The sequence below is a fragment of the Streptomyces sp. NBC_01723 genome (genome assembly GCF_036246005.1).
Lineage (GTDB): Bacteria > Actinomycetota > Actinomycetes > Streptomycetales > Streptomycetaceae > Streptomyces.
This window is the reverse complement of record NZ_CP109171.1, coordinates 8,100,337-8,120,709: the sequence shown is the minus strand read 5'-3', so window position 1 is coordinate 8,120,709 and position 20,373 is coordinate 8,100,337. Positions and strand designations below refer to the sequence as shown.

Below are 20,373 nucleotides of genomic sequence, written 5' to 3'. Positions count from 1 at the left end.
CGGTCGGGCATCGCCTGCGCGAGCGCCCGCGGCGGTCCCGGTCGTCCCCTGGACCGGGACCGCCCCCACCCGTCGCCCACCCCGTCGACGCCGCACACCCGGAAGCGATGATCATGCCCCTGACGACCACGCGCATCAGCCCGGACTGGCCCTGCCAGGTCAAGGCCCCCGGCAGCTACGACTGGGAACGCTCGGCGGCCAAGTGGCTGCGCGAACTGGTGCCGGCCCGGTACGCCGGTTATCCGGCGCTGATCCGGCACCCCGTGCTGCTCGCCCGCCACGCGCAGATCCAGGTGCAGCACGAGATCCGGGTGGCGCGCACCGCGCTGCAGACCGCGCGGGCGGACCTGCCGCGGCTCGGTCTGCACGAGGGGGTCATCGAGCACACCATCAAGCTGTACGCGGCGGAGGTGCTCCAGTTGCAGCACATCGCGCGCAGCGTGCGGGCCGTCACCGAGGCCCTGGTCGAACGGGGCTCCGCCGGACGCTGACCCCGCGCCCGGGTCAGTCCACCGGGTGGCCGGGGCGGATGGCGCGGGCGTCGTCGAGGCGCAGCAGCGGTCCGGCGGACGTCTCGCGCCCGCCCCACTCGACCGGTTCGAGGACGAAACCCACGTGGTCGCCCCCGGGTGCCCGCGCCACCACCCGCCCGACGAACCACGCCTCGGCGTCCTCCAGCACGACGGCCCCGCCGTACCCCTCGCGCCGGCGGACCCCCTGGAACTTGTCGACGTCGTCGCCGGTCCGCCCGCCGAACAGCTCGGCGGTTCCGCGCTGGTCGCGGGCGAGGAGATGCACGGCCAGGACGTCGGCGGACGACGCCACCCGGTAGGTCCGGTTGACCTCGGAGAGCCACACGACGTACCGGACGGGGTCGATGGAGCACTGCGAGGAGAACCCGACCAGGCACCCCGCCCGCTCCCCGCCCGCCGCGGCCGTCACCACGCACATGTCGGGGTCGAGCCGGTGCAGGAAGACGTCCATGGCGGCCATGACCGCCATGCTAGGTCCTGTCGGCCTCGGCGGGCCGGGTCGCCAGGAGCCGCCGCAGGGCGGTGCGCAGGGCGCCGACGAACGCGTCGCGGCCCGGTTCGTCCAGGGCGTCGAGCGACAGGTACGGGTTGAGGTCCTCCAGTTCGACCAGCAGCAGCTCACCGCCGGGCGCCCGGCAGGCGTCCACGCGCTGGACGCCGTGGTCGACGCCGTTCCACTCGATGAACCGCCGTGCGAAGTCGAGGTCGGCCACGGTGGCGTCGTACGGCTCCAGTTGCCAGCGCCGTTCGGGACGCGGTGCGTACAGGGCGTACTGGAAGTCGTGGTCGACGAAGTAGAAGGACACCTCGTAGGCGAAGTCCACGCGCGGCTGGACGAGCAGCTCCCCGGCGCCGGTGCCCAGCGCCTCGCGCACCCGGCTCGCGGGCACGATCCCGAGGCCCGCCGAGTCCGCCCCGAGCCTGGGCTTGACGACGTACTCGTCGGCAGCGGGCAGCAGGTGCAGGTCCTCGGCCCGGTCGGCGGTGGGGATGACCGGGAACCCGGCGGCGGTCAGGTCGAGCAGGTACTGCTTGCCGGCCATGTCGGCCCGGCCGGTGAGCTGGTTGTAGACGAGGGTTCCGCGCTCGGCCGCCCGCTCGCGGAAGGCGTCGTACGCGGCCTTGTGGCCCAGCACCGGGCCGCTGTTGCGGACGACGACGGCGTCGAAGGCGTCCAGCAGCGCGGCGGCGTCCCGCGGATGGCACAGGGCCAGGTCGAACTCCTCGCGCAGCCGGGAGGTCAGGAAGATGTCCTCGTCGCAGTAGCGCCGTCCGCGTGCCTCGTAGGCCAGGTCGGTGACGTACAGGAGGCGGGGGCGGGCGGACGGCATGCGGACTCCTCGTTGCTGATCGGAAGTGATCGTATGCGACCGGGAGCGCCCGGCGACGAGCGCACTCAGTTCCCTCTGCCGGCTGCACTCAGTGCCATGCTCGTCGGTGAGCTGCTACGTTCCCCCTCATGAGCACCAGCAGTGCGGCGCCCCGCCGCGGGGACGGGACGGACGCGCCGGGTGCCCGGCCGCCGATGCGGGAGGCGCTGGTCGCGGCGGCCTTCCGGCTGTTCCTGGAGCGCGGCTACGAACAGACCACCGTCGACGACATCGTCGCCCTGGCCGGCGTCGGACGGCGGTCCTTCTTCCGCTACTTCCCGTCCAAGGAGGACGTGGTCTTCCCGGACCACGAGCGGTGCCTGGCAGACATGACGGCCTTCCTGGCGGCCTCGCCCGAGGACGCCGACCCCGTGCGGCGGGTCTGCGACGCCGCCCGTCTGGTACTGCGCATGTACGCCGAGAACCCGGACTTCTCGGTGCAGCGCTACCACCTCACCAAGCAGGTCGCCGGGTTGCGCGCCTACGAGCTGTCGGTGGTGTGGCGCTACGAGCGGGCCCTCGCCGAGTATCTGCGCGGGCGCCTGGGCGGACGGCCGGACGGCCGCCTGCGCGCCGACGTGATCGCGGCCGCGGTGGTCGCGGCGCACAACAACGCCCTGCGGAGCTGGCTCCGTTCGGACGGGCGGGACGACGCGGGCGCCGCGGTGGACCACGCGCTCGGCTATGCCCAGTCCACGTTCGGAGACGTTCCGGTGGCACCCCGGGGCGGGTCGCCCGAGGACCTGGTGGTCGTGGCCGCGCGACGCGGGACGCCCCTGTGGCAGGTCCTCCGGGAGATCGAGACGGCCTTCACGGACGACCGAACACCCAATTGAGGGTACGGAGTGCCTTTACGTGTGACACTGAGTGCCATACGCTCGTCGCGTGCACGGTGGCACGGACCAGCCGCGCACACGCGTGCCCGGTGACCGCGCACGCGGGATTCCGGCCCGAGTGCAGGGAGTTGGCCAGCGTGTACCACCACTCAGGAAACGTCGCTCAGCGGACAGCCGGCTCCCCGACGGGCGTGCTGGATCCGCAGACGCCCGACACCGAGGCCGTCTTCTTCCAGCGCTGCACCTGGTGCGGCACCGCGATGTACCACCGGGTGCTGTGCCCGGTCTGTCGCGGCAGCGAGCTGCGCACCGAACGCAGCGAGGGCACCGGCACGGTGCGCCACGCCACGGTGGTGCACCGCAACAGCCCCGCCGCGCGCAACGTGTCCCTGATAGAGATGGCCGAGGGCTTCGTGCTGCGCGGCCGCGTCATGGGCCCGCTCATCGGCATCCACAGCGGCGACCGGGTGCGCCTGTCCACGGCCAAGGACCCGGTGCGGGGCGAGCCGGTCTTCCAGCTGGTCGACGAGCCGTACCGGGCCTGGACCTGAGGGGCGGTCAGGGCCCGGGCGGGGCGGGCGTGATGCGGATGCCCAGGGTGCCGTCCAGCCCCCGGCGCAGCCGGCTGCCGAAGAGGGTGAGCCTGCCGAGGACGCCGTACTTGCGGGCGAGCAGTTTCCGGTAGCGGGCGGTGGTGGCCGCGTCGCAGATCTCCGCCGTCCCCGGCACCTGGTCGCCGGTGGGCCGGCCGCGCACGTCGCAGGGACCGATCAACACGTCGGCGCGGTTGCGCACGCGCTTGACCTTCCAGGAGTCGGCGGCGGTCCAGACGCCGAGCGCGTCGCCGTCCCGTACGACCCACACCGGGGTGGCCACCTGGGTGCCGTTCTTCCGGTAGGTGGTGACCAGCAGGTACTTGCCGGCGCCGAGCCGGTCCAGTGACGCGTCGTCCATGGTCCCGAAGTCTAGGCCCGGGCCCCCGGTTCACACCGTCCGCCCGGCACCCCGTCCTTCACCCCAGGGCTGCCCGCATCCGCCGCACCGCCTCCGTGATCACCTCCGGCGAGGTCGCCAGGTTGAGCCGCAGGTGCCCCGCCCCTCCGGTGCCGAAGGGGATGCCGGAGCTGAGGGCCACCCGCCCCCGGTCGAGGAAGACCCGCGCCGGGTCGTCGCCGAGACCGAGCGCGCGGCAGTCGAGCCATGCCAGGTAGGTCGCCTCCCCGGCGCGGTGGACGACCCCGGGGAGCTGCTCGGCGAGCAGGCCGGTGAGCAGCCGCCGGTTCTCGTCGAGCCCCGCGAGTACCGCGTCCAGCCAGTCGGTGCCGTCGCGCAGGGCGGCGGTGTGGGCGAGCACACCCACGTGGCTCGGCCCGTGGCCGACCTCCTCCGGCATCCGGGCCAGGTCGTCGGCGGCGCCGGGGCCGGCGAGGGCGAGCGCCGCCTTCAGCCCGGCCAGGTTCCAGCCCTTGGACGCGGACATCAGCGCGAGCCCTTGCCCGGCGCCGGGGACGCTCAGGTAGGGCACGAACCGCGCGTCCCCGGTGACGACCGGCGCGTGGATCTCGTCGGCGACGACCCGGACGCCGTGGCGCTCCGCGAGGGCGGCGACGGCGGCCAGCTCGTCGGCGGTGTGCACGGTGCCGGTCGGGTTGTGCGGGCTGCACAGCAGGTAGGCGGCCCGCCCACCGCCGGTCACGGCCCGCCGGAACGCCTCCTCCAGCGCCCCGAGGTCGATCCGCAGGTCGGGGCCGAGCGGCGCCTCGACGATCCGCCGGTCCATGTGGCCGACGAACTGGTAGAACGGCGGGTACACGGGCGGGTTGACGATCACGGGGTCGCCGGGCCCCGTGACGAGCTTGAGCATCTCGACGACGCCCAGCATCACGTCGGGCACGATCGCCGTGCGCTCCACCGCCAGGTCGTCCCAGCCCCACCTCTTGCCGGCGAAGTCCGCGAGGGCCTCGGCGTAGGCGGTGCCGGCGGGGTAGCCGGTGTCGCCGAGTTCCATCGCCTCGGTGACCGCGCGCACGACGGCGGGGGCGAGCGGCACGTCCATCTCGGCCACCCACAGCGGCAGTACGTCGGCGGGGTGGGTGCGCCACTTCATGCTCGTACGGCGGCGCAGCTGGTCCAGGGTGAGGGCGCGCAGGGGGTCGGGGTCACCGGGCCGGTCGTGCGGGATGCGGGTCATGGGGCACAAGATAGGCCGCCCCGCCGGAGCGGGGAAACAAGGCCGCCGGCCCGGTGAACACCGGCGTGTCCGTCCCCGTATGGGAGGAGGGCGCTCGACGTCCGGAGGCCCCCGCGGTGGTGACACCGCGTGTCGGGGTTCGGGAGCGCACGCATGAGGCACGCACGACGACGCATGGTCCGGCGAGTGGCACGGCTGGCGGCCGTCGGCGGACTGCTGGTCGGGGGGACGATGGTCACCCGGGCCGTGGCGAGCGAACCGCCCGACGGGTCGGCGGCGCCGCGCACCCTGGCGCAGACGGCGTCCGGCGCCGGTGCCGGCCTGGTGTCGGATCTGGGCGACGAGCGCACGGCGGGCCACTGGGTCGGTGCCGACGGGCGGCCGGTCGTCGCGGTCACCGACGAGCGCACGGCGGAGACGGTGCGGCGGGCCGGTGCCGAGGCGAAGGTCGTGCGGCACAGCATGTCGGAGCTGAGGACGGCGACCTCGACGCTGCGTTCGGCGCCCCGGGTGCCGGGCACGGCGTGGGCGCTCGACTACCGGTCGAACGAGGTGGTGGTCCGCGGTGACCGCACCGTCTCCACGTCGGACTGGTCGCGGCTGACGGGGGTGGCACAGGGCATCGGCGGCTTCGTCCGCATGGAGCGCACCGAGGGGGCGTTCACCACGCGTCTGAACGGCGCGGTGCCGATCCTGTCCACCGCGGGGCGCTGTTCGGCGGGGTTCAACGTGACCGACGGGCGCAGTGAGTTCATCCTGACCGCCGGTCACTGCGGGCCGACGGGGTCGGTCTGGTTCGGTGACGGCGGCGGTGACCGGCAGGTCGGCAAGACCGTCGCGGGCAGCTTTCCCGGGGACGACTTCTCCCTGGTGGAGTACGCGAACGGCAAGGCGGGCGACGGCGCCGACGTGGTGGCGGTGGGCGACGGCAAGGGGGTGCGGATCACGGGCGTCGGCGAACCGGCCGTCGGACAGCGGGTGTTCCGCAGCGGCAGCACCAGCGGGCTGCGGGACGGGCAGGTCACGGCGTTGGACGCGACGGTCAACTATCCGGAGGGCACGGTCACCGGGCTGATCGAGACCGACGTGTGCGCCGAACCCGGGGACAGCGGTGGGCCGATGTTCTCCGAGGGCGTCGCGCTGGGAGTGACCTCGGGCGGCAACGGCGACTGCGCGAAGGGCGGTACGACGTTCTTCCAGCCGCTGCCGGAGGCCATGGAGTCGCTCGGCGTCCGCCTGATCGTGGCCGGGCAGGAGGGGTCCGGGCCGGGCGCCGCGCCCTCGGCGCCGGCCGCCGGTGGCGGCGCTCCCGGCGCCGCGGCACCGGGGGCGGCGGCTCCCGTGACGGGCGTCGACGGCTCGACGCTGCTCGCCCGGCTGACGGACCGACGCAACGTGGGCCCGGGTCTGCTGGTCGTGGCGGGCAGTCTCATGGCCCTGGTGGCCACGCGGTGGATCCGCGCCGAGGCGGACCGCAAGGCGTACCGGCGGCACTACTCGGCGACGTGGGGCTGAGCCGGGGGCGACGAGAAGGGCGCCCGCGTGGGGCGGACGCCGCGGGCCGGGGGCGCAGAAGCGCCGAGGAGGCTCGGACGGCGGTCAGGCGGCCTTCGCCGCCTCCGGGGCCGCGTTGGCCCACTCCATGACGAGCCGCTGGTACTCCGCGCGCTGCTCGACGCTCAGTGTCCCGCCCGACCTGAGCCAGAGGGCCCGGATCTCCTCGTTGACCTCGGCAGCCGATCGCTCGGAGGAGGGTTCAACAGTGGTGGACATGCTGTGAAGCATACGGCGACGGACGTGAAGACGATGTGAGCAATCGCGAGCCAAACGGACATATCGGACCGTGTTGCTGGTCACGTCGTATGACTCATCTGTCAAGGCCCACCTGCGAGTTCGTTGCCGCCGCATGTGTTCCACCGCACACGGATGCCGACTTCAGGCCTGCGCGGCCCCCAGCACCAGTACCTGGATGGCCAGTACGGCCGCGCCGCGCGCCCAGTCGTGGAAGTCGGACACCTTGGTCTCCAGGGCGACCGGCGCGGCCCGCGGGTGCCGGTTGTCGCGGACGGCGTCCTCGACCACCTTTCCGGCCACGTCCATCAGCCCCACCCCCTCCCCCGCGAGCAGGATCTTCTGCGGCATCACGAAGTTGGCGATCTGGGCCACCAGGGTGCCCAGGGCGCGTCCGGCCTCCTCGATCACCCGGGCGGCCATGGGCTCCTCGGCGGCGGCGGCCGCGAGGATCTCCTCCCAGGTCAGGTCGTGTCCGGTGGCCGCCCGGACCTGGTAGCGGATGTTGGGGATGGTCAGCAGCGACACCGCGCTGCCGCGCCGCCCGTCGGGGGTGAGCGGGCCGTGCGGGTCGACGATCCAGTGGCGCCCGAAGCCCCGGTCCTCGTCCCCCGCGTACGGCACCCGCCTGCCGCCGAGCACGAGCCCGTAGCCGATGCCGGCGCCGATGGTGAGGACGACGAACCGGTCCAGACCGCGCCCCGCCCCGAACCAGGTCTCGGCCTCCACGAAGGCGGCCGTGTCGTTCTCCACGACGACCGGCAGCCCGGTCCGCTCCTCGACGAGTGCGGCGAGCGGCACACTCCGCCAGCCCAGGAAGGGTGACTCGCCGACCACGGCACGGTCCTCGACGAGTCCGCCGACACCGACGCCGATCCCGGCGACCCCGGGGCGCCCGCGCGACAGCTCGTCGGTCATCCGCGCCAGCAGCGCGGCGACCTCGGCGGGATCGCGGGTGGTCAGCGGCCGGTCGTGCCGGGCGACGATCTCACTGCGGAGGGTGGTAACAACGCCGTACACCATGTCCTGGGTGATCTTGAAGCCGACGAAGTAGCGGGAGTCCGCGACCACGTCGAGCGGCTGGGACGGGCGCCCCTGCCGCACCTCGGCCACCCCGCCCGACTCGGGGACCTCCACCAGCAGTCGCGACTCGATGAGCGGCTTGGTCAGCCGGGTGAGGCTGCCGGGTGACAGGCCCAGCCGCCGGGCGATCTCGGTCCGGGACAGCGGGCCGTGCACGAGCACCTCGATCGCCACGGAACGCTCACCGGGGCTCAGCGGGGGCCAGCTGGAAGCGGCTGCGGTCATCAAGATCGAACCTCTTTTTTCCGTACCGGAAACAACATGGCCAGACTACGACCGGACAGCCGGCCCGGAAAAGATGTTTGCACGCCCCTTGACGGCTTAATTGTTCCGCCTCAAAAGTATGTGACGCCAGGACGAGCCGCCGCCCCTGCGAGGGAGTCCCCCGATGACCGTCGTCTCCAACAGTCCGCCGTCCCGCCTACGGGGTGACGGACGCCTCGCCGTCCTGTTCGTCGCACCGGCGCTCCTGGGCTTCGTGGTCTTCCTCCTCTGGCCGACCCTGCGCGGCGTCTATCTGAGCTTCACCAGCTTCAACCTGCTGACTCCCGCGGAATGGGTGGGCCTGGACAACTACGTGCGGATGGTCCACGACCCCATCTTCTGGGACTCGCTGCGGGTGACCGTCGTCTACGTGGTCGTCAACATCGGGGTGCAGACGGTCTCGGCCCTGGCCATCGCCGTCCTGCTCCAGCGGCTGACGCAGTCCTCGGTGCTGCGCGGGATCGTGCTCACGCCGTACCTGATGTCCAACGTGGTGGCCGGCGTCGTCTGGCTGTGGATCCTGGACACCCAGCTCGGCATCGGCAACGAGATCGTCGCGGGCCTGGGTCTCGACCGCATCCCGTTCCTCGCCGACGAGACCTGGGCGGTTCCGGTCATCGCCCTGATCAACGTGTGGCGGCACGTGGGCTACACGGCGCTGCTGCTGTTCGCGGGGCTCCAGGCCATCCCCAACGACATGTACGAGGCCGCGAAGGTGGACGGCGCGAGCGAGTGGCGGATGTTCTGGCGGATCACGATGCCGCTGCTGCGGCCGGTCCTCGCGGTCGTCCTGATCATGACGGTGATCGGCTCGTTCCAGGTCTTCGACACGGTCGCCGTGACCACCGCCGGCGGCCCGGCGAACGCCACCAACGTGCTCCAGTACTACATCTACGGCGCTGCCTTCGGCCGCTTCCAGTTCGGCTACGCCTCGGCCATGTCCGTAGCGCTGCTCGTCGTGCTGAGCGCCATCACCTTCGTCCAGTACCGGCTCACCCGGGCCGGACAGACCGACCTCGGCTGACCGGGAGGAGACCGAGATGACCGAGACGACCTCCGTGGCCGGCCCGCCCCCGGTGACCCGGACGGCCACCGCGGCCGGCCCCGCGACGGCACGGCGCGACGGGCGCCGCCTCTCCCCCGGGCGGATCGTGGCCTGGACGGTGATGGCCGCGATCGTGCTCATCACCGTGCTGCCGTTCTACTGGATCCTGCGCACCGCGCTGTCCACCAACACGGGCCTGGCCGCGCACCCGGCCGGCCCGCTGCCGGTCGACCCGACCGCCGGCGGCTTCGAACGGGCCCTGGGCCTGCAGTCCGCCGAGGAGGCGATCGCGCAGGGCGGCGCGGGCGGCGGGCTCAAGTTCTGGCGGTACCTGCTCAACTCGGCACTCGTCTCGACCCTGATCACCGTCTGCCAGATCCTCTTCTCCGCGATGGCCGCCTACGCCTTCGCCCGGCTGCGCTGGCGGGGCCGGGACACGGTGTTCGCCCTCTTCCTGGCCGGGCTGATGGTGCCGGCCGTCTTCACCCTGCTGCCGAACTTCGTTCTCATCAAGGAACTCGGCCTGGTGGACTCGCTGCTGGGCATCGCCCTGCCGACGATGTTCATGACGCCCTTCGCGGTGTTCTTCCTGCGGCAGTTCTTCATGAACGTCCCCCGGGAGGTCGAGGAGGCGGCCCTGCTGGACGGCGCGGGCAAGGTGCGGGTCTTCTTCCGGGTCCTGCTGCCGATGGCGTCGGCACCCGTCCTGACGCTGTCCGTACTGACCTACATCACGTCCTGGAACGACTACTTCTGGCCGCTGATGGTCTCCTACAGCGACAGCTCCCGCGTGCTGACCGTGGCGCTGGCCGTCTTCCGCGCCCAGAACCCGCAGAGCGGCACCGACTGGTCGGGGCTGATGGCGGCCACGCTCATCGCGGCACTGCCGATGCTGCTGCTCTTCGGCGTCTTCGCGCGCCGCATCGTCGGCACCATCGGCTTCACCGGCATCAAGTGAGGGGACGGGCATGCGATTTCGTACGGTCGCGGCGCTGACCGGGGCGCTGACACTGTCCCTGGTGAGCGGCTGCGCGCAGGGCGGCTCCACCGGGGGTTCCGGGAACACGGTCACGTACTGGCTGTGGGACGCCAACCAACTGCCCGCGTATCAGGCGTGCGCGAAGGACTTCGAGCGGCGCAACCCGGGCCTGGACGTGAAGATCACGCAGATGGGCTGGGACGACTACTGGACCAAGCTCACCGCGAGCCTCATCGCCGGCACCCAGCCGGACGTCTTCACCGACCACGTACAGAAGTTCGGCCAGTTCGCCGACCTGGAGGTGCTGGAACCGCTGGACGGCCTCGGCATCGAGGACGCCGACTACCAGCCGGGCCTGGCCGCCGGCTGGCTCGGCCGGGACGGTCACCGCTACGGCGCCCCGAAGGACTGGGACACCGTCGCCCTCTTCTACAACGAGGGGATGGCGAAGGACGCCGGACTCAGCGCCGACGAGCTGAACGGCCTCTCCTGGAACCCCGAGGACGGCGGCACCTTCGAGAAGGCCGTCGCGCACCTGACCGTGGACGAGCGGGGCAGGCGGGGCGACGAACCCGGCTTCGACAAGGACCACGTCAAGGTCTACGGCCTCGCCTCGGGCGGCGGCGGGGACGGCGACGGCCAGACCACCTGGAGCTCCTTCGCCGCGTCCGCGGGCTGGACCTACACCGACCAGGAGCGGTGGGGCACCGAGTACCGGTACGACGACGCCACCTTCCAGTCGGTCGTCGACTGGTACTTCGGGCTGGCGGACAAGGGCTACATGGCCCCGCTCAGCGACTACAGCTCCAAGTCCAACCCGGCCAACGCGCAGGTGGCCGCGGGCCGGGCGGCGACGGCCTTCGACGGGGCGTGGATGATCTCGACCTACGCCGGTCTCCAGGACATGGACATCGCGACCGCGGTCAACCCGGCCGGCCCGACCGGCGAGCGGGCCACGATGATGAACGGCCTCGCGGACTCCGTCACCAAGAACGCCCGCAACAAGCCGGGCGCCCTGAAATGGGTGAAGTACCTGGCCTCCGAGGAGTGCCAGAACACCGTGGGCCGGTACGGCATCGTCTTCCCGGCCACGCCGGAGGGCACCGACGCCGCCGTCGCGGCGTACGAGAAGAAGGGCGTCGACGTGTCGGCCTTCACGCGTCCCGTCGACGACACGGAGGGCTTCCGGACCTTCACCTACCCGATCACGGACAACGCCGCGGACGTGCTGGCCCTCATGCAACCCGCCATGCAGGACGTCTACGGCGGCGGCAAGCCGGTCGGCAGCCTCGACGCGACCAACGACCAGATCAATCTCATCCTCGACCAGTGAAGGGCATCCCCTCCATGACGTTCTCCCTCGGCATCGTCGGTGCCGGCCAGTTCTCCGGCCAGTTCGCCAGGCTGTTCCTGGCCCACCCAGGTGTGCGCGACGTGTACGTCACCGACCTGCTGCCGGAGCGGGCCGAGCGGCTCGCCGCCGCCGAAGGCCTCGCCGGCACCTTCCCCAGCTACGAGGCGATGCTGGAGTCCCCGGCGGTCGACGCCGTCGCAATCTTCACCCAGCGCTGGACCCACGGCCCGCTGGTCCTCCAGGGCCTGGGCGCGGGCAAGCACGTGTACTCGGCGGTCCCCATGGCGATCAGTACGCAGGAGATCGCGGAGATCATCGACGCGGTCAAGGCGACCGGCCTGACGTACATGATGGGTGAGACCAGCCAGTACAACCCGGCGACCGTGCACGCCCGCAACAAGATCGCCGAGGGGGCCTTCGGACGGCTCTTCTACGCCGAGGGCGACTACGTCCACGACATGGACCTGGGCTTCTACGAGGCGTACCAGTACAGCGGCGGCGAGGAGTGGAAGGCCACCGCCAGCTATCCGCCGCTGCTGTACCCGACGCACTCGGTGGGCGGGGTGCTGGGCGCGTGGGGGACGCACGCGGTGAGCGTCTCGGCGCTCGGTGTGGTGGACGAGCGCGGCGACGGCGTCTTCGACCGGTCGGTCAGCCGGTTCGACAACGACGTGTCCAACGCGACGGCGCTGTTCGAGGTGGCCGGCGGCGGGTCGTTCCGCACCAACGAGTTCCGCCGGGTCGGCTACCCCTCGCACATCCGGGAGTCCCGTTTCCGGTTCTTCGGCACGGAGGCGAGCATGGAGCAGCTGGCGACCGTGGCGCTGTGGCAGGACAAGACCGGGGTCGAGGACATCAGCGAGTTGCTGGAGCCCAAGCCGACCATGGCGCCGGACGACCCCTCGCTCCAGCACATCGCGCCGGAGCTGCGGGCCGCCTTCACCTCGGGTTCGGCGCCGGTGCACGACCGGGCGCGGCTGCCCCGGGCGTTCGACCACCTGCACAACGGCCACGAGGGCAGCCACCATTTCCTGGTGGACGACTTCGTGACCGCCGTGAACTCCCGGACCCTGCCGTCCGTGAACGCGTGGGTCGCCGCCCGCTACACCCTGCCGGGCATCGTCGCGCACGAGTCCGCGCGGCAGGGCGGGGTCAGGCTGGAGATCCCGGACTTCGGGGACGCGCCCCGGCCGTGAGGCCGTCGCGCGAGCCGGGTGCCCGTCGGTCTCAGGTGCCCGGCTTGCGGCCGTACACGTAGACGTCGTCGTTCTTCTTCAGCAGCGACCAGTACTTCTTGGCGTCGGTCTTCGTCATGTTGACGCAGCCGTGCGAGCCCGGCGGGCTCCACACGCTGACGCCGACGGAGTGGAAGGCCTGGCCGCCGTCGAAGAACTGGCTGTAGGGCATCGGCACGTCGTAGATGGTCGAGTGGTGGTTGAGGTTGCGCCAGTAGACCTTCTTCAGGCCGGTGCGGGTCTCGTAGCCGTTGCGGCCGGTGCGGACCGGCACGGGGCCGTAGACCAGCTTCTTGCCGTCCTGGATCCAGCTGAGCTGGAGGGTGAGGTCGACGCAGGCGATACGGCCCTTGTTGACCGGGCATTTGCCGGATTTGTTCGGGTTCTTGCCGACGGCCTTCTGCTTCGTCATCAGGTCCATCACGCCCCACGTGATGGGGCCCGCGTAGCCGGCGTTCGGCGTGATGCCGTGCTTGGTCTGGAAGGCGCGGATGGCCTGGCAGTCGGCGGTGGACTGCTTGCCGTCGGCCGTCCGGCCGAGGAACTTCTCCACCTTCTTCTGGTACGGACCCGTCGTCGCGGTGCAGCTCGCGGCCTGGGCCGGCGCGGCCGTGATCACGAGCGTGAGCGGTGCCACCAGTGCGGTGACGCCGAGTGCGACGACTCCTCGTCTGCGTATGTCCCCCATGGCCGGCCTTTCCCGAAGCGGTGAGGTGGTGGGAGGTCGCCGTGGTGCGCCCCCTGCCTGATAGACAGCCGCCGGGCGGATTCGGTTGCCCTGCCGCGCCCACTGGCCACGAAAGCGTGACAAACGCCACCGGGTTTGCGCCATCCCTCAGTCCGTCCCGCCCCACGCGCGCATGGCCTGCCGGAACCCCGTGTTGACCGCGGTCAGACCGCCGTCGACCGCCAGCGTGGTGCCGGTGATCCACGACGCGTCGCGCGAGGCCAGGAAGGCGACGGCCGCCGCGATGTCCTCCGGCTCGCCGACCCGGCCCAGCGGGTACAGGTCCCGTACCGCCGCCAGTTCCTCGTCCCGGCCCTCCCAGGCCGTGGTGCGCACCGTGCCCGGCGTCACGAGGTTGACGCGGACGCCGCGCGCGGCGGCGTGTCCGGCGAGGGTGCGGGTCAGCGAGCCGAGGCCGGCCTTGGCGGCGCTGTAGGCGTGGTTGCCGAAGTCCTGGACGCCGTTGACCGAGCCGACGCTCACGATCGCGCCGCGTCCGGTGGCCGCGAGGTGGGGCAGCGCGGCCCGGCAGCAGCGGTAGGCGCCGGTGAGGGTCACGTCGAGGTCGCGGGCCCAGACCTCGTCGGGTTCGTCCTCGAAGAGCGGGGCGTCGGGGGTGCAGGCGTAGGCGTTGTTGACCAGGACGTCGAGTGCGCCGAAGGTGTCCACGGCGTGCGCGACGGCCGCTTCGACGGACGCCCGGTCGCCGACGTCGCAGGCGAACGCCTCGGCGGTGAGTCCCTGTTCGGTCAGCGCGTCCGCAGTGCGCCGCGCGGCGGGCAGGTCGATGTCGGTCAGCAGCACCTTCGCCCCCTCGGTCGCCAGCCGGCGTGCGGTGGCCGCGCCGATGCCCCGGGCGGCGCCGGTGACGAGTACTCCGTGGTCCGTGAAACGCCTGATGTCCGTCATGGGCCCGACCGTAGTGCCGGGGCGATCACCGGGCGGTTACCGTGCCGCCATGTCCGAATTTCTGCAGCAACTCCCCGCGCTCCTGGGTGTCGTGATCGGCGCGCTCGGTTCGTATCTCGCCGTGGTCCGCAGTGACCGGGCCCGGCTGCGGCGGGAGACCGAGGCCCGCTGGGAGGAGCGCAGGCTGGCGGTGTACGCCGACTACGCGCGGGTCCTGAAGACCTCGATCACGCTGACCTACCGGATAGCCGCCCACCTCGGCAACGACCCGCACCCGCACCCCCTCGACCCGCGCGATGCCGCCGCCGCGCAGGCCGAGGCGGCGGCATCGCGGGATCCCGCCGGGGAGGCGCTGCTGCTGCTGGGCAGCAGGCAGGTGGTGGAGAAGGCGCGGGTGTGGGTCGTCGCGGTGCTGGACATGGAGCGTTTCCTGCGCGAGGAGACGCGTGACCCCGCCGCCTGGCAGGCCCTGCTGGAGCGGCACCGGGCCGCGCGGGAGGGCTACTACGCGGCGGTGCGCGAGGATCTGGCCCTGCCGCCGGGGCACGGTGCCCGGTGGGTGCTGCCGCCCGTCAGCGATACCCGGTGACGTCGGCCGGACGGCCGGCGTCCTGCACCTCGACGAGGTAGCGCCAGGCGTCCGGGCGGCTGCCGTCGAGGTCGGTGAAGCCGTACTCCTGGGCGAGCCCTCCGCTGGAGAGGGAGCGGCCGTTGAACCGCGCCACGGCCGGGTCGGTGGCCAGCGCGGCCACGGCCCGGCCCACGTAGCGGGGCGTCTCGGAGATGGCGAAGTGTGGGACGCGGTCGAGGGCGTCGCGCCAGTTGTCCTCGCGTACGCCGAAGTGGTCGAGCATGATCTCGGAGCGCAGCCAGCCCGGGGTCAGCGCCACGGCGGTGGCGCCGCGCGGTCCGAGTTCGTGGCCGAGCGCGAAGGCCATGCGCACGACGGACGTCTTGGCCAGGTCGTAGAAGAAGGAGTTGCGGTAGTGGTCGCGGTTGTAGTCGTCGGTGCCGTCGGTGACCTCGACGACCAGTCCGCCCGACCCGCGCAGCAGCAGCGGCAGGGCGTGGTGGCTGGTGACGGCGTGCGTCTCGACCGCGAGGCGCAGCAGCCGCAGTCCTTTGTCGAGGTCGTGCTCCCACACGGGGCTGGCCCACTCGAAGAGGTTCTCGCCGCCCCAGATGTCGTTGACCAGGATGTCGAGGCGCCCCTGCTCGCGGGAGACGCGGTCGACGAGCCGGGCGACCTGCTCCGGTTCGAGGTGGTCGGTGGGCACCGCGACGCCGTGCCCGCCGGCCTCGGTGACCAGGTCGGCGGTGTCCTCGATGGTCTCGGGGCGGTCGTACTCCGAGCGCCGGCCGCGGGTGCTGCGGCCGGTGACGTAGACGGTGGCACCGGCCGCGCCCAGTTCGACGGCGATGCCCCGTCCGGCGCCCCGGGTGGCTCCCGCGACGAGTGCGACCCTGCCCGCCAGCGGACTTTTCGGTGACTGTGCCATGTCCGGCTTCCCGTTCCTCTCCCGCACGAATGCTGTCGAGTCCGAGGGTGCCCGGGAAGCCGGACATCTTCTGTCACCTTTTCCGCGTGTCCCGCACGGAGGTCAGTGCCCCCGGTCGATCCACTCCTTCAGGTGCGGGGCCTCGGCGCCGATGGTGGTGGCGTCGCCGTGTCCGGTGCGGACCTCGGTCTCCGGCGGGAGCACCAGCAGCCGGTCGCGGATCGAGTCGATGATGGTCGGGAAGTCGGAGTAGGACCGGCCGGTGGCGCCGGGTCCGCCCTGGAAGAGGGTGTCACCGGTGAAGACGGTCCCGAGGCCGGGGTCGTACAGGCAGACCGCGCCGGGGGCGTGTCCGGGGGTGTGCAGGACGGTCAGGTCGGCGCCGGCGGCCTCGATGACCTGGCCGTCGGTCAGCCAGGCGTCGGGGTCCCGGTCGGGGTGGGTCTGCCGCCACAGCGGCAGGTCGTCGCGGTGCAGCCAGATGGTGGCACCGGTGCGGTCGGCCACTGCGGGCGCCGCGCCCACGTGGTCGTTGTGACCGTGCGTGCAGACGATGGCGGTGAGGCGCCGGTCGCCGACGGCCTCGGCGATCGCCTCGGCGTCGTGGGCGGCGTCGATGACGACCACCTCGTGGTCGTCGCCGACCAGCCAGACGTTGTTGTCGACGTCCCAGGTGCCGCCGTCGAGCTTGAACTGGCCGGAGGTGATGAGGCGTTCGATGCGCGCGGACATCAGAGCACCACCACCGAGCGGAGCACGTCGCCGGCGTGCATGCGGTCGAAGGCCTGCTCGACCTCGTCCAGCCGGATGGTCTCGGTGACGAACTTGTCCAGCGCGAGGCGGCCCTGGAGGTGCAGGTCGATGAGCATCGGGAAGTCCCGGGAGGGCAGGCAGTCGCCGTACCAGGAGGACTTCAGCGCACCGCCGCGCCCGAAGACGTCCAGCAGCGGCAGTTCCAGCTTCATCTCGGGCGTCGGCACACCGACCAGGACGACGGTGCCGGCCAGGTCGCGGGCGTAGAAGGCCTGCCGGTAGGTCTCGGGACGGCCGACCGCCTCGATGACGACGTCGGCGCCGAAGCCGCCGGTCAGTTCGCGGACGGCCTCGACGGGATCGGTCTCGCGGGAGTTGACGGTGTGGGTGGCGCCCATGGAGCGGGCGGTCTCCAGCTTGCGGTCGTCGATGTCCACGGCGATCACCTTCGCGGCCCCCGCCAGGTGGGAGCCGGCGATGGCCGCGTCGCCGACGCCGCCGCAGCCGATGACGGCGACGGTGTCACCGCGCCCGACGTTGCCGGTGTTGATGGCGGCGCCGATGCCGGCCATCACCCCGCAGCCCAGCAGACCGGCCACCTGCGCGGAGACGGCCGGGTCGACCTTGGTGCACTGCCCGGCGGCGACCAGGGTCTTCTCCGCGAAGGCGCCGATGCCGAGGGCCGGGGACAGCTCCTGCCCGGTCGAGGCCAGGGTCATCTTCTGCTCGGCGTTGTGGGTGTCGAAGCAGTACCAGGGGCGACCGCGCAGACAGGCCCGGCAGGTGCCGCACACGGCACGCCAGTTGAGGATCACGAAGTCGCCGGGGGCCACGTCGGTGACGCCCGCGCCGACCGACTCCACGACACCGGCGGCCTCGTGGCCGAGCAGGAAGGGGTAGTCGTCGCTGATACCGCCCTGCTTGTAGTGCAGGTCGGTGTGGCACACCCCGCAGGCCTGGACCTTGACCACGGCCTCGCCGGGGCCGGGATCGGGCACGACGATCGTCTCGATCCGGACCGGCTCGTCCTTGCCCGGTGCGATCACGCCGCGTACTTCCTGCGCCATGCTTGTGACCCTTTCCTCGGCCGTTCAGCGTCCCTCCCGACCCTACGCGCAACAGATCGGTAAGGGGGGCTTCGGCGCCCTGCCGGGCCCACGTAGCCTGAGGCGTCGCCCGCCTGCCGAGGGAGTCCCGTGAGCGCCGCCGATCCGGAAGCCGGTCCGCCCGCCTGGCGGCTTCTCCTGTCGTACGTACGGCCGCACCGGCGCGCCCTGTTCGCGGGCGCCCTGCTCTCGCTGGTCACGGGCGGCACGGGGCTGCTGCTGCCGCTGGTGGCGCGGGAGCTGATCGACGACCTGGCCCACGACCGGGCCATCACCGGTGCGCTGCTGGCCATGTCGGGGCTCGTGGTCGCCAACGCGGCACTCGGGGCGCTCGGTTCGTACGTGCTGCGGCGCACCGCCGAGTCGGTGGTGCTCGGGGCGCGGCGCACGCTGTCGTCGTATCTGCTGCGGCTGCGCGTCTCGGCGGTGGACCGCACCGAGCCCGGCGACCTGATGGCCCGGATCACCTCCGACACCACCCTGCTGCGCGAGGTCACCACCGACTCCCTGATCGGCGTGGGCACCGGCGGGCTCACGCTGGTGGCGACGCTGGTGATGATGGGCGTGGTCGACCCGGTGCTCCTCGGGGTCACGCTGGCGGTGGTCGTCGGGGCCGGCCTGGTGCTGGGCCTGATCGTGCCGCGCATCAACCGGGCGAGCCGCCGGGCGCAGGACGCGGTCGGGGTGATGGGCGCCGCGTTGGAGCGGATCCTGGGCGCGCTGCGCACGGTGAAGGCGTCCGGCGCCGAGCCCCGGGAGGAACGGGCGCTGCACGAGGCCGCCGAGGAGTCGTGGCGGCAGAGCGTGCGGGCCGCCAAGTGGTCGGCCGCCGCGGGCAACACGGCGGGGCTGGCGATGCAGATCGCGTTCATCACGGTGCTCGCGGTGGGCGGGGCGCGGGTGGCGACGGGCGCGATCGACGTCGGCACGCTGGTGGCGTTCCTGCTGTTCGTCTTCTATCTGATGTCACCGATACAGGAGGTCGTCGGCGCGGTCACGCAGTACCAGACGGGCCGGGCGGCGCTCGCCCGGATCCACGAGGCGATGCGGCTGCCCGCCGAGCCGACGCTCCACCCCGCTCCGCTGCCCTCGCCGGGCGCGGAACCGGCGTCCGTCGCCTTCCGCGACGTCCGCTTCCGGTACGCCGACGATCTGCCGTACATCCACCACGGGGTGACCTTCGACGTGCCGGGCCGGGGGCTGACGGCGTTCGTCGGCCCGTCGGGGGCGGGGAAGACCACCGTGTTCTCGCTCATCGAGCGGTTCTACGACCCGGGGTCCGGGGAGATCACGCTGGACGGCCGGAGTCTGGCGGACTGGGAACTGGCCTCGCTGCGCGCCTCGATCGGCTACGTGGAGCAGGACGCCCCGGTGCTGTCCGGTTCGCTGCGGGACAACCTGCTGCTGGGCAGTCCCGAGGCGGACGAGGACGCCGTCCGTACGGTCCTCAAAACCACCCGCCTCGACGCTCTGGTCGCCCGGCTGCCGAACGGTCTGGAGACACTGGTGGGGCACCGCGGCACCAAGCTGTCCGGCGGTGAGCGCCAGAGGGTGGCGATCGCCCGCGCGCTGCTGCGCCGCCCACGGCTGCTGCTGCTCGACGAGGCCACCTCGCAGCTGGACGCGGTGAACGAGGCGGCGCTGCGCGACACGGTGGCCGAAGTGGCCCGTACGACGACGGTGCTGGTCGTCGCCCACCGGCTGTCCACGGTGACGACGGCCGACCGGATCGTGGTGATGGACGCGGGGCGGGTCCGCGCGGTCGGCACGCACCGGGAACTGGTCACCGCGGATCCGCTGTACGCGGAGCTGGCGGCGACCCAGTTCCTGGCGGCCGGCGGCTGAGCGCGCCGGCCTCAAGGGCTCAGCCCAGGGCGGGGACGGCACCGAACAGCGGCGACACCAGGTCGGTGACCTGCTGGAGCTGGTCGAGGTCGTTGAGCCGGTTCAGCTGCTGGGAGGGGAGCGGCACCTGGGCGCGGTCCTCGGCGGGCATGTCGTTGACCGCGAGCGAGTCGAGGGTGCTGGTCACGCTGAGCTTCTCGGTGCCCAGCGGGCCCCCGCCTGCCGCGCTCGCCATCGGGGCGGCGAGAGCGGTGACACCGGCGGCGAGCCCGACAACGGCGACGATACGTCGTGTGGAGATCATGCCGTGAGCAACGCCGACGGGCCGCGGGCGGACACGGGCGGCCCACTCCACTCACCCGTGAGGCGCAATGGTCCGGCCGCGATTGCCCCGGGAGCCCGGACGGAGGAAGCTCGGAGGAGAGGGCCACGACGGCCCGTCACCCCTTCGGGCCCGGTCCCTCGAAGGAGGTCGTCATGGGTACCACCACAGGCCGGGGCTTCGACGCCGAAGCGCTGCGCCGGGGCATCGAAGGAGACTCGGCGGACCCACTCGTGTCGCTGTACGCGCCGGACGCCCGGGTCCGCATCGTCGACCGGTACGACCAGCCGAGCCGTCCCAAGGTGCTGCACGGCCGGCAGCAGATCGCCGAGATGCTCGACGACGTCTACAGCCGTGACATGACCCACCGGATGGAACGCTGTGTCGTCCAGGGTGACAACGTCGCGTTCACCGAGGAGTGCACGTACCCGGACGGTGTGCGGGTCCTCGCCGAGTCGATGCTGTCGTTGCGGGACGGGGAAATCGTGGAGCAGACCACCATCCAGGCCTGGGACGAGTAGCCCGGGGCGC

General features: G+C 72.2%; 23 protein-coding genes. 11 read left to right on the top strand and 12 right to left on the bottom strand.

The genetic code is table 11. The features are described 5' to 3' along the window. Positions 1–107 precede the first annotated feature (107 nt). Entirely contained in the window at positions 108–491 is a 384-nt protein-coding gene (locus tag OIE75_RS37725) for a hypothetical protein (protein WP_185832296.1), read from the top strand. Between the two features lie 13 nt (positions 492–504). Here OIE75_RS37725 and OIE75_RS37720 read toward each other — a convergent pair whose 3' ends face one another. Together OIE75_RS37720 and OIE75_RS37715 are read right to left on the bottom strand one after the other, a co-directional pair. Continuing rightward, positions 505–993 carry a flavin reductase family protein gene (locus OIE75_RS37720; RefSeq protein ID WP_307016829.1) on the bottom strand — a complete coding sequence of 163 codons (489 nt, stop codon included), beginning with the start codon at positions 991–993 and terminating at the stop codon, positions 505–507. A gap of 10 nt (positions 994–1,003) precedes the next feature. Beyond that, positions 1,004–1,864, bottom strand: a complete 861-nt coding sequence (locus tag OIE75_RS37715; protein ID WP_329473596.1) for a hypothetical protein — start codon at positions 1,862–1,864, stop codon at positions 1,004–1,006. A 128-nt stretch (positions 1,865–1,992) separates the two neighbouring features. Between OIE75_RS37715 and OIE75_RS37710 the strand changes: the two genes are divergently transcribed. Both OIE75_RS37710 and OIE75_RS37705 read left to right on the top strand, forming a co-directional pair. Then, complete coding sequence (locus OIE75_RS37710) at positions 1,993–2,739, top strand: TetR family transcriptional regulator (protein WP_329473595.1); 747 nt, start codon at positions 1,993–1,995, stop codon at positions 2,737–2,739. A 137-nt stretch (positions 2,740–2,876) separates the two neighbouring features. Then, positions 2,877–3,290 carry a Zn-ribbon domain-containing OB-fold protein gene (locus OIE75_RS37705; RefSeq protein ID WP_307016825.1) on the top strand — a complete coding sequence of 138 codons (414 nt, stop codon included), beginning with the start codon at positions 2,877–2,879 and terminating at the stop codon, positions 3,288–3,290. Between the two features lie 7 nt (positions 3,291–3,297). Here the strand turns inward: OIE75_RS37705 and OIE75_RS37700 are convergent, their stop codons facing one another. Continuing rightward, a complete protein-coding gene (locus OIE75_RS37700; RefSeq protein ID WP_161331493.1) occupies positions 3,298–3,693 on the bottom strand; it encodes a PPOX class F420-dependent oxidoreductase in 396 nt (131 codons plus the stop codon). Positions 3,694–3,751: 58 nt separating this feature from the next. Beyond that, the gene (locus OIE75_RS37695) at positions 3,752–4,930 is read right to left on the bottom strand and encodes a MalY/PatB family protein (RefSeq protein ID WP_329473594.1); all 1,179 of its coding nucleotides are present in this window, start codon (positions 4,928–4,930) and stop codon (positions 3,752–3,754) included. 153 nt (positions 4,931–5,083) lie between these two features. Between OIE75_RS37695 and OIE75_RS37690 the strand changes: the two genes are divergently transcribed. Then, positions 5,084–6,445, top strand: coding sequence for a S1 family peptidase (locus tag OIE75_RS37690; RefSeq protein ID WP_329473593.1), 1,362 nt, complete (start codon positions 5,084–5,086; stop codon positions 6,443–6,445). Between the two features lie 84 nt (positions 6,446–6,529). Here the strand turns inward: OIE75_RS37690 and OIE75_RS37685 are convergent, their stop codons facing one another. Beyond that, complete coding sequence (locus tag OIE75_RS37685; RefSeq protein WP_125491770.1) at positions 6,530–6,715, bottom strand: hypothetical protein; 186 nt, start codon at positions 6,713–6,715, stop codon at positions 6,530–6,532. A 150-nt stretch (positions 6,716–6,865) separates the two neighbouring features. After that, positions 6,866–8,029, bottom strand: a complete 1,164-nt coding sequence (locus tag OIE75_RS37680; protein ID WP_329473592.1) for an ROK family transcriptional regulator — start codon at positions 8,027–8,029, stop codon at positions 6,866–6,868. A gap of 163 nt (positions 8,030–8,192) precedes the next feature. Between OIE75_RS37680 and OIE75_RS37675 the strand changes: the two genes are divergently transcribed. From OIE75_RS37675 to OIE75_RS37660, 4 genes are read left to right on the top strand one after another with little or no spacing between them, the layout of a single operon-like run. Next, positions 8,193–9,092: a carbohydrate ABC transporter permease gene (locus tag OIE75_RS37675; RefSeq protein ID WP_329473591.1), complete on the top strand. Its 900-nt coding sequence runs from the start codon at positions 8,193–8,195 to the stop codon at positions 9,090–9,092. A gap of 16 nt (positions 9,093–9,108) precedes the next feature. Next, positions 9,109–10,071, top strand: coding sequence for a carbohydrate ABC transporter permease (locus OIE75_RS37670; protein WP_329473590.1), 963 nt, complete (start codon positions 9,109–9,111; stop codon positions 10,069–10,071). Between the two features lie 10 nt (positions 10,072–10,081). Continuing rightward, entirely contained in the window at positions 10,082–11,425 is a 1,344-nt protein-coding gene (locus OIE75_RS37665) for an ABC transporter substrate-binding protein (RefSeq protein WP_307016816.1), read from the top strand. A gap of 14 nt (positions 11,426–11,439) precedes the next feature. Continuing rightward, a complete protein-coding gene (locus OIE75_RS37660) occupies positions 11,440–12,642 on the top strand; it encodes a Gfo/Idh/MocA family protein (RefSeq protein ID WP_307018276.1) in 1,203 nt (400 codons plus the stop codon). A 31-nt stretch (positions 12,643–12,673) separates the two neighbouring features. On the opposite strand, the gene OIE75_RS37655 is transcribed toward OIE75_RS37660, so the two are convergent. Then, positions 12,674–13,369 (bottom strand): L,D-transpeptidase family protein, encoded by a 696-nt coding sequence (locus OIE75_RS37655; RefSeq protein WP_307016814.1) that lies wholly within the window; start codon positions 13,367–13,369, stop codon positions 12,674–12,676. Positions 13,370–13,516: 147 nt separating this feature from the next. Beyond that, complete coding sequence (locus tag OIE75_RS37650) at positions 13,517–14,317, bottom strand: SDR family NAD(P)-dependent oxidoreductase (protein WP_307016813.1); 801 nt, start codon at positions 14,315–14,317, stop codon at positions 13,517–13,519. 49 nt (positions 14,318–14,366) lie between these two features. Between OIE75_RS37650 and OIE75_RS37645 the strand changes: the two genes are divergently transcribed. Next, positions 14,367–14,906: a hypothetical protein gene (locus OIE75_RS37645; RefSeq protein ID WP_307016812.1), complete on the top strand. Its 540-nt coding sequence runs from the start codon at positions 14,367–14,369 to the stop codon at positions 14,904–14,906. Here OIE75_RS37645 and OIE75_RS37640 read toward each other — a convergent pair. From OIE75_RS37640 to OIE75_RS37630, 3 genes are all read right to left on the bottom strand, one after another. Further along, the gene (locus tag OIE75_RS37640; RefSeq protein ID WP_329473589.1) at positions 14,890–15,816 is read right to left on the bottom strand and encodes an SDR family oxidoreductase; all 927 of its coding nucleotides are present in this window, start codon (positions 15,814–15,816) and stop codon (positions 14,890–14,892) included. The two genes, OIE75_RS37645 and OIE75_RS37640, sit on opposite strands and share 17 nt — an antisense overlap. Positions 15,817–15,918: 102 nt before the next feature. Beyond that, positions 15,919–16,548, bottom strand: coding sequence for an MBL fold metallo-hydrolase (locus OIE75_RS37635; RefSeq protein WP_329473588.1), 630 nt, complete (start codon positions 16,546–16,548; stop codon positions 15,919–15,921). Beyond that, on the bottom strand, positions 16,548–17,636 hold the full coding sequence (locus OIE75_RS37630; protein ID WP_307016808.1) for an S-(hydroxymethyl)mycothiol dehydrogenase: 1,089 nt from the start codon (positions 17,634–17,636) through the stop codon (positions 16,548–16,550). Before OIE75_RS37630 ends, OIE75_RS37635 begins: the two co-directional genes overlap by 1 nt. Before the next feature lie 129 nt (positions 17,637–17,765). Between OIE75_RS37630 and OIE75_RS37625 the strand changes: the two genes are divergently transcribed. After that, entirely contained in the window at positions 17,766–19,520 is a 1,755-nt protein-coding gene (locus tag OIE75_RS37625) for an ABC transporter ATP-binding protein (protein WP_307016806.1), read from the top strand. Between the two features lie 19 nt (positions 19,521–19,539). Here OIE75_RS37625 and OIE75_RS37620 read toward each other — a convergent pair whose 3' ends face one another. Continuing rightward, a complete protein-coding gene (locus OIE75_RS37620; protein WP_307016804.1) occupies positions 19,540–19,824 on the bottom strand; it encodes a hypothetical protein in 285 nt (94 codons plus the stop codon). Between the two features lie 173 nt (positions 19,825–19,997). On the opposite strand from OIE75_RS37620, the gene OIE75_RS37615 reads away from it, so the two are divergent. Beyond that, on the top strand, positions 19,998–20,363 hold the full coding sequence (locus tag OIE75_RS37615) for a nuclear transport factor 2 family protein (RefSeq protein WP_307016802.1): 366 nt from the start codon (positions 19,998–20,000) through the stop codon (positions 20,361–20,363). The last annotated feature ends 10 nt before the right edge of the window (positions 20,364–20,373 follow it).